This window comes from Exiguobacterium sp. s21 (genome assembly GCF_018617975.1).
Taxonomy (GTDB): domain Bacteria; phylum Bacillota; class Bacilli; order Exiguobacteriales; family Exiguobacteriaceae; genus Exiguobacterium; species Exiguobacterium mexicanum_A.
The window spans coordinates 13554-26502 of record NZ_JACSLF010000011.1; the positions used below are offsets into that span (position 1 = coordinate 13554).

Below are 12949 nucleotides of genomic sequence, written 5' to 3' on the forward strand. Positions count from 1 at the left end.
TTTGCGATTTGCCTACAGAAAGCGCATCAAATAGTCGTCAAAAATCTTGGTCATGACTTTTGGGGTATTGGCTAGGTACACATTGATTTGTTCCGCGTTCGATTCGACTGGATTCGCATCGCGTTCATCCGTCGGGAAGTCAGAGATGCCTTTGATGATGATACACTCGACGTCATTTTTCTTGCAGATATAGGCGATGGCGCCTGCTTCCGTATCCGCGATGGTGACGTTATGCTCTTTGAGTTCTAAATAATCGTTCCACATCACGACCGCTCGATCGGCCGTCGCGATGGTACCGGTCAAAAAATCGTTCCCGTAGTTCGCTAGTTCAATGTCGACGATGAACGATTGCTTGATCAGCGGTTCCACTTCTTTCACCGTGCAATCATATTGAACGGCGCGATGAGGGACGAGGATATCCAACGGGTTGAACGTATCGTCGATTCCGGCACACGTTCCAGCCACAATTACTTTTGCTAAGTTGAACCGAGACATCATATATTGATTGGCTCCCACCCCGTTCGCTTTCCGCACACCGGTGCTGTAGAATACGAGTTCGACGTCATCAACCGTCCTCATGAAGTACTCGCCATACGGGTAGCTGAACCGCTCATCCGCTTTGACGTCATAATGCTCCAATGTCGCTTCGTATTCCCACTTCGTCGCAATACTGACTCCAATCATCACACGTCCACCCCATCTCTTTTTATTCCTATCTATAGAATAACCCCCGCTGAGCGTTCAGCGGGGGTTCATTTCAGCGTCGGAACGCACCTTCGACATTTTCAGTCGGAACCATGTTGATGAAGACGCTTGGATCGGCGTCTTTACAGATTCGCGTGATTTCACGCACTTCGTGGCGCTGGGCGACCATCATGAGCGTCGCTTTCTCGACTTTCGAATACGTACCGATTGCCGGCATGAGCGTGATGCCGCGGAAAACATGCTGATGCAGTTCTTTCGTCACTTCGTCCGGATGACTCGTGACGATGAAGAGCGTCTGCCGCTGCGTGTTCGTATAAATTTCGTCGATGACTTTCGACGTGACGTATAAGAAGACGATCGTATAAAGCGCGGTCGGCCACCCGAACAAAGCACCAGCCCAAAGCGCGATCATCATGTTCATGAGGAACAGATAGACGCCGACCGAGTTGTTCGTGAACTTCGCTAAGATCAGGGCGACGATATCGAATCCGCCGGTCGAGGCACCGAAACGAATCGTGATTCCCGAACCGATGGCGAGCAAAACCCCACCGAACACAGCATTCAAAAGCGGGTCGTCCGAAATGATTGACGACTGCGGAAGCACGCGAATGAACACGGTGACTGCCGCGACGCTGATCAATGTATGAATCATCATGTTCTTGCCGAGCATGAAGTAGCTGACGATCAAGAGCGGCACGTTCAAGACGAAGAACCAAATCCCTTCTCCGAGCTCAAACGGTGTCCCCGCAAACAGTTTCGTAAAGATTTGGGCGAGCCCTGTAAATCCGGTCGAGTATACCCCCGCCGGGATTAAGAATAATGTCATAGATAATGCAACGAACACTCCCCCGATAATCGAAACGATCCCGATGCGTGCGTGTTCTTTAACGGCTTCCGTCAAGTTCTGTCTCCCCTTTCAAAAATGGCTAAGAATCAAGATAACATAGTTTTCTAGTGCTGCCTACCATAAAAATAATGGGATGTGTTCGCGCTTCTAATAAAAAAACAAGCCGGCCGGGGCCGACTTGTTGAGCTGATGCGTTTGGTCACGCTTTCACTGTCTCGATGGTCACCGTATCGTTTGCCGGGACCGTGACGACGTTTCCGTAGACACGAATCGATACGTCCGTACCGCCCGTCTGTTTAATCGTCACTTGTTCACGCGTCGACGTGACCGTCAAGTGATGACCGCGCCAGAGCATGTTGAACGAGTACCCGTTCCAGCCCTTAGGAATCATCGGGCTGAACGTGAGCTCCGACTCGAGGGCGCGCATGCCTGCGAAACCGTGAACGATCGACATCCATGAACCGACCATTGATGTGATGTGAAGCCCGTCTTCTGTATCGTTGTTATAGTTATCGAGATCGAGTCGTGCCGAACGTTGGTACAACTCGACCGCCTTGTCTTCGTAACCGACTTCGGCCGCAATGATTGAGTAGACGCAAGGCGACAAGCTCGACTCGTGAACCGTACGCGGCTCATAAAAATCGAAGTTAGCACGCTTCTGTTCGACCGTGAAGCGGTCGCTGAACGTATAGAGCCCTTGGAGCACATCCGCTTGTTTGATGAAGTTCGAGCGGAGGATGCGGTCCCACGACCAGTTTTGGTTGAGCGGCAAGTGTTTCGGATCAAGGTCTTTCACCAAAATCTGTTCTTTATCCATGAAGCCGTCCTGTTGCATGAACACGTCTGGGACGAGGTCATCTTTCGGATAGTACATCTTCGTTTGGATATCGTTCCACTTCACGAGTTCTTCGTCTGAAAGACCGAGCGTCGCGACAAGTTCTTCAAGGCGCGCCGGCTCTGCTTCTTTCAAATAGTTGTACACTTCTTGCGTGTACTCGAGCGTCCAAGCGGCAATCAAGTTCGTGTACCAGTTGTTGTTGACGTTGTTGTCGTATTCGTTCGGACCTGTGACGCCTAGGATCATATACACGTCTTTGTGCGGGACAAAGTTGACGCGGCTCGCCCAGTAACGCGAGATCTCGACCAATACTTCAAGTCCGTATTGACCTAGGTATGACTTGTCGCCCGTGAAGTTCGTATAGTTGAAGATGGCATGGGCGATCGCACCGTTCCGGTGAATCTCTTCATGCGTGATTTCCCACTCGTTGTGGCACTCTTCCCCGTTCATCGTCACCATCGGATAGAGGGCGCCTTCCATGCCGACGTTCTTGACCGCGTTCTCTTTTGCTTGTGGCAATTGGTTGTGACGATATTTGAGCAAGTTCCATGAGACTTCCGGTTTCGTCGTTGCCAAGTAGAAGTGGAGGCAATATGCTTCCGTATCCCAGTATGTGGCACCGCCGTATTTCTCACCGGTGAACCCTTTCGGTCCGATGTTGAGGCGCGAGTCTTCGCCCGTGTACGTCTGATACATGTTGAAGATGTTGAAGCGGATGCCTTGTTGCGCTTCAGCGTCCCCATCGATGCGGACGTCGGCATCTTCCCAACGAGCGAGCCATGCTTCTGTCTGCTCGGCGAGAAGCGTTTCAAAGCCTTTTTCGAACGCCATCTCGACACGTTGCATCCCGATCGGCTGCAATTCCTCGATTTCATAATCACGGTTCGTGACGACCGAGACGTACTTGTACGCCGTCGCCGTCTCGCCAGCTGGTGCCGTGACCGTGAACTTATTAGCGACGTAAAGGTCCGTCGCGTCGAGCACTTCGCAACGTGCCCCTTCGACGTCAGCGATCATCGATGCCGTGACGTGCCAGTCGAGCTTCTTCGTTTTCGTTGTCACGAACCCGAAACGCTCTTCGACGCCGTGTTCGACCGGCAACCAGAACTTCTCGTCATAGTTCGAATCTTCGTTAACGACGTCGCCGTCCAAGAAAGGTGTGAACTCGACTTTCGCTTCGTAGTTGACCGGAGTGACGTTATAACGGATCGCCAAAACCTCTTTGTCGACGATGGAGAAGAAACGCACGACTTCGACGTTCGTTTCTTCCGTCCCATTCACGAGCGTGAACGTTCGTGTCAAGACACCGCGCTGCATATCGAGTTCACGCGTAAAGTCCTTCACTTTCCATTTTGCCAAGTCTACCGGCGTACCATTGATGGCGACACGAAGACCGATAACGTTTGTCGCGTTCAATACTTTTGCGAAGTATTCCGGATAGCCGTTCTTCCACCAACCGACCCGTGTCTTATCAGGGTAATAAACCCCAGCCACATAAAAGCCTTGGTGTGTATCATTCGAATACTCTTCTTCAAAATTGCCGCGCATCCCCATATGTCCGTTACCGAGTGAGGTAATTGATTCCGCGAGGCGGTTTTCTTCCGGATGTAGGCCTTTTTCCGTTACTTTCCATTCATCGACTGCAAACAATCGTTTCATCTGTCTGCCACTCCTTTTTCTCTACAAGGCTACTCGTCATCAGACAAACGATTTATGCAACCGCTTGTCTATGAAAGCGCTATATTTCAATCTCACTTCTCATTTTACACAACTCGCGCAAGAATGCAATCGTTTGCATAAAACTTTTTCTTCCTTTTTTCTTCATGATTTATCAAAAAACCTATCAGACCGCTTAACGGCCTGATAGGTCATGATGTTCGTCATTCGTAATCGCGTCCAAACGTAGCGTTCGCCGCATGTCCTTCAAACATCGGACTGTGTCCATCGTTGAATCCGGTGTCCGGTTCATCGAGAATTAAAGCATACCCACCATTTAAAATATCAACATATGCCTGATTGACGTCGTCGTCAGCAAGACCGAGATCGAGCAACGCCCGCTTCACTTCCCGCTCGCCTTCAGCCACACCTGCAAACTTTTGCATCCAATTGGCGCTTGCCTCTTCCACTCTCGCATTGGTGTCTCGTTTGACGAGAGAGACGTCTTGTTTGTCTCTCGCGACGACATATAAATCGCGTTCCTCATAGCCTCGTTCGGTCAATTGATTGATTTGCCGCCTCGTCCTGATACGTGTCTACAAATCGACGTTTGCTCATCGTTCCTCATCCTTTCGGATTGTCTGATCATCGATGATCACATCGGTTTGCCCGACTTCCGTCACTTCGATTTCTTCTTTACGGAGCGTTTCGGTCAGAGTTTCCATTTCTTCCGTCACTCGTTTCCGAACGATAATTTCTTCGACGACGACTGGACGCTTCACGACAAACGCCCGTTCTTCGATCACTTGAATTCGGAGATGGTCTCCTTCGTCAATCGTACGAATGCCCGACTGGTTAAAGTCGTAGTCCTCGAGCACATCCTCCGAACCGACTTTCCGCTCTACATGAACTTGTTCTCTTAGGACGGGGACTTCAATCTCTTGATCTGTTTCTGTGACGTGGCGATTGATGACGACTTCTCCCGTTTGCACCGCTTGTTTCTCCACGATCATTCGTTCTTCATGTAGAGAGAGCGTCTGTTCCTCAGTTTCTGGCGCTGTCTCCGTCTTCGGCTGCGCAGAATCAATGCGCTGCTCGTTTCGATCAGCATCAACGTAGAGAAAAAGCCTCCCTTGTTCGACTTCCTTCGCAAAACGATCCTGTTGTTCTGCCGTCAACCGCATACTTTTTAGCCAACGCTCAATTGGACGTTCACTGGAGGTGACTAACGAGGCGACGGTGCCCGGTTCATCGGTGACGAGCACATATAGCTTTGAATGACGTCGAACCGCGTCAGCAACGTCCGCTCGTTTGACGAGGACGTACATATCCTCTTCATCATACCCCTCTCGTTTCAAATCGACTGTTCGATTCAGCAACGCTTCAGGTTGGTCAAACACTTCTGAGATAATCGCATGTTTCATAGCTTTCGTCCTCCTATGGTGACAATTGGCGAAAAAAAGGATGGTCCCTCAGAGAGAGCCATCCTTGTCGAGGTACTTAGTCAATCAGATTAGAAGCGGTCGCGCTCATCACGACGTGTATGGTCGCGGTCATGATCACGATGGCGAAGGTCGTCTTCCCCTTCGACGTGCGCCTCTTCTTTACGTAACGTCTCACGTACCGTTTCCGTATCTTTGACTTTTTCTTTGCCGACGACGATTTCTTCAGCCACGACATCTTTTTTCGTCACATTGACACGTTCTTCTGTGACTGGAACGCGAATCTCATCGCGGTCTGTCGTCGCATCGTAAGAATGTCCTGTCACTTCACGTTCTCCGTCGACGCGTCGGCGTTCTACATATACTTCGTCGCGCTCAACTTCAACGTCCACGCGTTCTTCACGTTCGACGACATCTTTCTCAACACGTACTTCTCCAGTCTGAACACGTTCTTTGTTCACAAGAAGACGTTCTTCATGTAACTCGAGTTTTTGTTCATCCGTCAAATCTGTACGGTTGCGGATGTCTTCATCCATATCGTCGAAACGGTTAGCACCAATCCCTGCCCCAGTTGCGCCAAGGTTATGCGCAGTCATATTACCTGCCTCATTTCCTTCTGAACCATAACCTGCTGATGTGCGTCCGCCTTCGAACGTATCGTTACGACCATTATCGAACACGCCGTCATTCGTATCTAACAAGAGAATCATGCCACCGTTCTCGATGTCTTGGTGATAGCGTGCTGTCTCTTCTTCTGAGAAACCGAGTTTATCGAACGTATGACGAACTTCATCTCCTCCGTCTGCTACTCCGAAGAAGCGATCAAGCCATGACGCTTTCGTCTCTTTTACTTCTGCATCCGTTGAACCTCGAACCATTGAAAGGTTCGATTTATCTTTCACTACTACGTATAAATCGTCTTCGCGATGCCCTTGAGCACGAAGCTCATCAATTTTTGAAACAAGTTCTGATTCCTGATAGTAAGTGCCTACATAACGTTTGTTATCCATGATTGTATCTCCCTTTCAAATTCTTTATTTTTTGGTTGTTGGCTGGGCGGATTCGCATTGATCTGCCATTCGGCCGGTAATGTAAATGTTCCCCCATGCTTTCTTTTCAAGCACTATTTTCACATTTGTAATCTTTCTGTAATATTATGACTTTCGACCGATTGATTATTCTACTATCATATATTCTCATTTTTCATACAAAAAAATCTTCCGCAAGATGCGGAAGATTTTCGCTTAATCGACAACTTCTGTTTTCTTTTTCTGACCACACGACTGTCGAACGACTAAATAGTGCGGGACGATCACGCGTTTCCCATAAGGAGGTGCGCTATCACCGATTTGTTCAATCAAACAGTTTGTCGCCTCGAAACCGAGACCGAAGATATTAATCTCAACGGAAGTGAGCGGCGGGTTCGAATGTTCGGCGATATAGACGTTGTTAAAACTAACGACGGCCACATCTTCAGGAATCTTGAGACCCATTTCGCTCAGCGTACTGATTACCCCGAGCGCCATCATGTCATCACTTACGACAACGGCTGTTGGCGGCTCTTCTAGTCGAAGTAACTCTCGTACAGCTTTAGCCCCACCCTTTGTCATGAACTCGGCACGGGCGATATAGTCTTCCCGGACCGGGATGCCCGCTTCCATCAAAGCGGTCGCGTACCCGTTGCGACGATCTTGCGTAACGGCGAGTTTATCCGATCCCCCGATGAAGGCGATACAACGATGACCAAGATTATACAAGTGCTTCGTCACTTCCCGCCCAGCCAAGTAATTGTCCGTATCGACATATGTGATTGACGAGGCGTCCCCAAACGGCTTCCCTACGACGACGAACGGGAATTTCGTCTGACGCAAGTATTGAACGACTTTGTCATCTTCACGTGAGTACAAGACGATGACTCCGTCAACGCGACGTCCTTGCACCATCTCGATGACCCCGGACAATACTTCTTCTTCGGTCACACCCGTTGTCATATAGAGCGAGTAGCCATTTTGATGCGCTTTCGTACTGATCCCGCGTAACACTTCCGGGAAAAATGGATTTTGCAGCGTCTTCGTCGCCGCGCTCGGCATGACGAGACCAATCGACTGCGTCGAGCGGTTGGCAAGGCTTCGGGCGTGAATGTTCGGATGGTACCCGAGTTCTTCCATAGAACTGCGTACACGCTCTTTTGTTTTTTGACTGATACGCGGACTGTTGGCGATGACGCGAGACACGGTCGACGGTGCGACATTGGCGTGTTTGGCGACATCTTTAATCGTGATTTGCATGATGCTCCCCTTTGCTTCCGTTAGTTCAAAGTTCCCTACCACAGGGTATCCTCAGCTCGCGCTCTTGCGACGCTTCCACATGACCAATCCAGTCAAGAAAATCGGGATGGCGACCACGAGTAGACCAATCGTCCACATGTTCACTTCCGATTCTTCGACGATGTAGGCGTTCGCACTTTCTCCTGCGAGTTTGATGGTGAACGTGCCACGGCTGTCCGTGACAAGTTGTGAGAACAAGAGACCACGAAGCCGTGTATCTTCTCCGACCTCGCTTACCTCGAATTCAATCTCTCTGTCCTCGGCGTTCATATTGATGGCGTACAGCGCGACATCTTCGCCGTCACGACGTTCAAACACGGCCATGCCGTCTTTCGAAGCGATCATCCGTTGTTCACCGGTCGCAAACACCGGGTATTCGGCGCGCATCCGGTTCATCGTCGCAACGTATTCATGGAGCTCTTCATTTCCAGGGAAATCGGTCATGACCCGGTTCGCGGGATCAGCCCCGCCTGACTGGGCATTCTCCGTTCCTTGGAAGACGATTGGCATCCCCGGTGACGCGTAAAGGGCGAACAATCCGAGGCGGAGCCTGCGTTCGGCCGACTCGGCACCACCTAGTTCCGCGACGTGCATGAAACGTTCGACGTCATGGTTATCGAGGAATGTCGCCATTTGGTTCGGATCATTAAAGAACGTCTCGGCGTAACTTGCGGCCACGTCGATTTCGTCGACGTTCGCCGTCTTTTGCGTCATCGTCTTCGAGACGCGGTCATAAAACGTGAAATTGGTGATGCTGTTGAAGCCTAAGCCATCATACTCGGCGACATACTGCGGGTCCGGATCGAACACTTCGGCCAAGAGATAAAAATCTGGATCGACTTCACGGACCGCTTTGGCGAAATCTTCCCAGAACGGCTTATCGACGTGGCGCACCGTATCGAGACGATAGCCGTCGATCCCGGTCTCTTCGATCCAATACGTGGCCGCCTCGAGCAAGTAGTCTTTCACTTCCGGGTCTTCGGTCTTAAAGTCGGGCAAATCGAACAGCCAGTGCGTCTCGACTTGTTCTTGATCGTTCCACAGCACAATCGGTAGCTCGTCATGGAACCAGTCTGGTTTTTCTTCGACCCACGGATGGTTCGGCCCGACGTGGTTGACGACAAAGTCGAGGATGACTTTCATATCCCGCTTATGCGCCTCATCGACGAGCTCCTGCAAATCTTCTTTCGTCCCGAATTGGGGATCGATGTCATAAAAATCTTTAATCCAATAGCCATGGTAACCGCCCGGCATGTTTTCAAACACCGGCGTCAACCAGATGGACGTGAATCCGAGCGACTCGATGTAATCAAGTTTTTCAATCACGCCTCGGATGTCGCCCCCATGAAAGGCTTTCGGGTCATTCTGATCGACCTGATCATTGTTGTCCGGATTCCCGTCAACGAACCGATCGACCATGATAAAGTACATGCGTTCCTGTTCCCACGATGCTGCTTCTTTCGCTCCGACGACTGTTGGAAACAAAAGAAGCGACAGAAGAACGAGCACGACGCCTCGCCTCATATCGCTTCCCCCTTAAGTGAGTATTATCCTTTCGTACCACCGGCAGTGAGACCCGAGACGAAGTAGCGTTGGAACATGAAGAACAAGAGAACGATTGGGAGGGCCGAAAGGACGGCGCCTGCCGCGAACAACGTGAAGTTGTTGTCGAACTGTCGAGAAATCATGTTGTAAAGACCAACCGCGAGCGTCTGTTTCTCTGGTGTCCGAAGGACGAGCGATGCCAAGATGAAGTCGTTGAACGGGCCCAAGAAGTTGAAGAGGGCGATCGTTGCGACGATTGGCTTCGCGAGCGGCAAAATGATTTGCCAGAAGATACGAAGGTGACCGGCACCATCCATCCGAGCGGCTTCATCGAGCTCTTTCGGAATCGTATCGAAATAACCTTTTGCCAAGTACGTATTCATCGGAATCGCGCCACCGGCATACAGCAGAATGAGTGCTGTGTGCGTGTCGAGAAGACCGAGCATGTTGAGCAATACGTAGATGGCGATGATGGCGACGAATTGCGGCACCATTTGCAAGACGAGGAACAAGATGAGCGAGTTCTTCCGTCCGACGAAACGATAGCGCGAGAACACATAACCAGTGATCGTCACCAAGATGACAGCGAGCGCCATCGTAATGAAAGCGATTTTCAACGTGTTCACATACCATAAACTATAATCCGAAATCGTTAAATCGAACAAGTTTTTATAGTGAATGAACGTCGGATTTTCTGGAATGATTTTTGACGTGATGGTACGACCCGGGTTGAATGACGTCCCTACCACCCAAAGCATTGGATAGAGAATGATGATCGACGCAAGCGTCAAGATGACATAAGAGAACGCCAAATTGATTCGTTTTTGTTTTTTCATATCAAATCATATCCTCGTCTTTGAAAGATTTTGTCCGACGGAACTGGATGACGGCAAGTGTCATGATGAAGAATGACAAAATGAGCGTGATCGCAGCCGCAAGTCCGTATTGCGGGTTGGCTCCGAGAGACAATTTGTAAATCCATGAAATCAAGATATCGGTACCACCGGCAGTTTGTCCCGGTACAGCCGGTCCACCGCCGTTAAAGAGATAGATGATGTTGAAGTTGTTGAAGTTGAATGTGAACTGCGTGATGAGAATCGGTGCTGTTGCGAACAGAAGCATCGGTAACGTAATCAAGCGGAACTTGTCAAAGATGGTCGCACCGTCAATCGTCGCCGCTTCATATAAGTCGCCAGGGATCGATTGCAATACCCCAGTCATGAGCGTCATGATGAACGGGAAGCCGAGCCACCATTGAATCAAGATGAGCGCGCTGCGCGTCGCCGTCGGATCGGTCATCCAGTTGATCGGATCAAGTCCGAACGCTGGAAGGATCGTCGTGTTGAACACACCGAACGATTCGTTGAACATCGAACGGAAAATCAAGATTGTGATGAACGCTGGAACGGCCCATGACAAAATCAAAATCGAGCGGAACAAGCGGCGGAAGCGAAGGCCTTCTTGGTTCAAGAGGACCGCAAGGAAAATCCCGATCGCGATGACACCGACCGTCGAAGCGACCGTCCAGACGAGTGTCCAGCCGAGAACGCCGACGAATGTGTCGCGCCAAATTTCGATTTCAAAAATTCGTGTGAAGTTCTCAAACCCGATCCACTCGACAAGTTTTGCCGGTGGTGCGTTGTTGTAACGATAGTTCGTGAACGCGATCAAGAATGTGAAAATGAGTGGTAATACGACTGTGAAGACGAGCAAGATGAGCGACGGGATCAACATCAAGTATGGGAATCCATGGTCGCGCAAGTTGCGGAGTTGCACTTGGAACGTTGGGACGTTTAGGTGCTGATCACGAATGCGACCGACTCGGTAGGCGTCACGAATGTTCCAGATGTAGAACGCGATTCCGAAGAAAAGTAAGATTAATGCGACAATCCCTTCTACCATCAAGAAGATGGAGTGGTCGTTACGAGGTCCTGCCACTTCGCCAAGCGTGATCAATCCCCAAAGGCCACCACGGTCGCCAGGTCCTGCGCCCGCTCCTTTGAAAAAGAGATCGTAGTTTACTGCAAAATAAGACATGATAACGATAAAGAAAGCGATCGCTTTCGCTTTTTGATTGTTATAGAATTGACCGGCTCCCGGAATGATCGAAAGTAATGCGGCGTTCCGAGCATGATTGGTCGGTTTTTCCGGACGTTGTTCCGGCGTTTTAGGGTTCGCGATTGAAGCCATCCTCAATTTCTCCTTTCAATTTGAGCAAATCAATCGAGCAAGCGTTTGCTCAATTCTAGAAAATGAGGGGGAACGCCAGTCGGCGTACCCCATCATTTCATATCCTTATTGGTTGTTTGCTTGGATTTGTTGCTCGATGACTTTAACAGCATCGTCAGCTGATTTTTGTGCATCTTGCTTGCCAGTTGCTACGAGCTGAAGTGCTTGTGCCATTGGCTCCCAAACTTGTCCCATTTCAGGAATGTTAGGCATTGGGATTGCGTTCGTCGCTTGATCGAATACCGCTTTCGCAACTTCGTTCGACGTGATTGTCTCATTCGACTCGAGTGCTGCTACTGGTGGGATCTCGTTGTACGCTTCGAACATTTTCAATGCGTTCTCTTCGTTCGTGAGTTCTGCGAGGAACATTTCAGCCCACTCTTGGTTTTCTGTGTAAGCAGAAAGTGCGTATGCCTTCACGCCCATGAACGTCTTGATTGGCTCACCGTTTGGAAGTGTCGGCAATGCAGACGCTCCAAGGTTGACGCCAGCATCTTGGTAACCAGCTACGGCCCATGGTCCGTTCATGACTGTGTGTGCTTTTTTCTCAGTGAAGAGTTGGTCCAGCGCTTGGCCACCAGACTCGCCGATCAACCCTTTAGGGAAGAGGCCTTCTTGGTACCATTTGCCGATGTAGTCGAAGCCTTCGACTGCGCCTTCGTTGTTCAAACCGACGTCGGTTGGGTCGAGCGCGCCGCCGTCTTCTTTGAAGACGTAACCGCCGAAGCCAGCCACTACACCGTGAGCGAAGTAGAAGTTATCCCAAAGACCAAGGAAGCCGTACTCGCCTTTGTCTTTAAGATCTGTAGACAACTTGTACAAGTCGTCCATTGAAGCAGGAGCTTCTGATACCAAATCCTTGTTGTACATGAGGACTGGTGTTTCAACTGATTTCGGATAGCCGTAAGCTTGTCCGTCGAACATGACAGCCGATTTCGAAGCGTCTGTGAACGACTCGAGTGCGCCTTCATCCGTAAGTGGAGCCAAGTGACCTTGATCAGCGATCGTTCCGATTTGGTCGTGTGGTACGAGAACGATATCAGGACCTTTACCAGCCGGGCCGTCAAGCGCCAACTTGTCTTTTTGATCCGTCATTTGAACTTCAACGACTTCAACTGCGACGCCGTGTTCTTCTTCAAACGCCTTCGCAACTTCTTTCGTCGTTTCCGACTTTTCAATATCCTCCCAAATTACGATTTTTTCTGGCTTGTTCTCGCTAGAAGAACCGCCTTCGTTAGTAGAACCATTGTCCGTACCGCCACCACATGCAGCAAGTGCACCGAAAGCGAATACTGCCGTTGAAAGTCCTGCTACCATTTTTTTCATCTTCATGATGAAAAACCTCCCCAAGGAATAGTAT

Annotated in this window: 11 protein-coding genes; all 11 read right to left on the reverse strand. The window is 50.0% G+C overall.

Translation table 11 applies throughout. The features are described 5' to 3' along the window. Positions 1-12: 12 nt before the first annotated feature. Positions 13-684, reverse strand: coding sequence for a 5'-methylthioadenosine/S-adenosylhomocysteine nucleosidase family protein (locus KNP06_RS11930; RefSeq protein ID WP_214707933.1), 672 nt, complete (start codon positions 682-684; stop codon positions 13-15). Between the two features lie 73 nt (positions 685-757). Then, complete coding sequence (locus tag KNP06_RS11935; RefSeq protein WP_034776620.1) at positions 758-1606, reverse strand: YitT family protein; 849 nt, start codon at positions 1604-1606, stop codon at positions 758-760. A 145-nt stretch (positions 1607-1751) separates the two neighbouring features. Next, the gene (locus tag KNP06_RS11940; RefSeq protein ID WP_214707931.1) at positions 1752-4049 is read right to left on the reverse strand and encodes a glycoside hydrolase family 65 protein; all 2298 of its coding nucleotides are present in this window, start codon (positions 4047-4049) and stop codon (positions 1752-1754) included. 221 nt (positions 4050-4270) lie between these two features. Next, positions 4271-4609: a general stress protein gene (locus KNP06_RS11945; protein WP_251129169.1), complete on the reverse strand. Its 339-nt coding sequence runs from the start codon at positions 4607-4609 to the stop codon at positions 4271-4273. 51 nt (positions 4610-4660) lie between these two features. After that, a complete protein-coding gene (locus KNP06_RS11950; RefSeq protein ID WP_214707929.1) occupies positions 4661-5470 on the reverse strand; it encodes a YsnF/AvaK domain-containing protein in 810 nt (269 codons plus the stop codon). Between the two features lie 89 nt (positions 5471-5559). Continuing rightward, positions 5560-6498 carry a YsnF/AvaK domain-containing protein gene (locus KNP06_RS11955; RefSeq protein WP_214707927.1) on the reverse strand — a complete coding sequence of 313 codons (939 nt, stop codon included), beginning with the start codon at positions 6496-6498 and terminating at the stop codon, positions 5560-5562. Positions 6499-6732: 234 nt separating this feature from the next. Next, a complete protein-coding gene (locus tag KNP06_RS11960) occupies positions 6733-7776 on the reverse strand; it encodes a LacI family DNA-binding transcriptional regulator (protein ID WP_128124333.1) in 1044 nt (347 codons plus the stop codon). Between the two features lie 51 nt (positions 7777-7827). Further along, positions 7828-9339, reverse strand: coding sequence for an alpha-amylase family glycosyl hydrolase (locus KNP06_RS11965; RefSeq protein ID WP_214707925.1), 1512 nt, complete (start codon positions 9337-9339; stop codon positions 7828-7830). Between the two features lie 23 nt (positions 9340-9362). After that, the gene (locus KNP06_RS11970; protein ID WP_214707923.1) at positions 9363-10196 is read right to left on the reverse strand and encodes a sugar ABC transporter permease; all 834 of its coding nucleotides are present in this window, start codon (positions 10194-10196) and stop codon (positions 9363-9365) included. Position 10197: 1 nt separating this feature from the next. Next, the gene (locus KNP06_RS11975) at positions 10198-11550 is read right to left on the reverse strand and encodes a carbohydrate ABC transporter permease (protein WP_214707921.1); all 1353 of its coding nucleotides are present in this window, start codon (positions 11548-11550) and stop codon (positions 10198-10200) included. A 105-nt stretch (positions 11551-11655) separates the two neighbouring features. Further along, positions 11656-12921 (reverse strand): extracellular solute-binding protein, encoded by a 1266-nt coding sequence (locus tag KNP06_RS11980; protein ID WP_214707919.1) that lies wholly within the window; start codon positions 12919-12921, stop codon positions 11656-11658. Between the last annotated feature and the right edge of the window lie 28 nt (positions 12922-12949).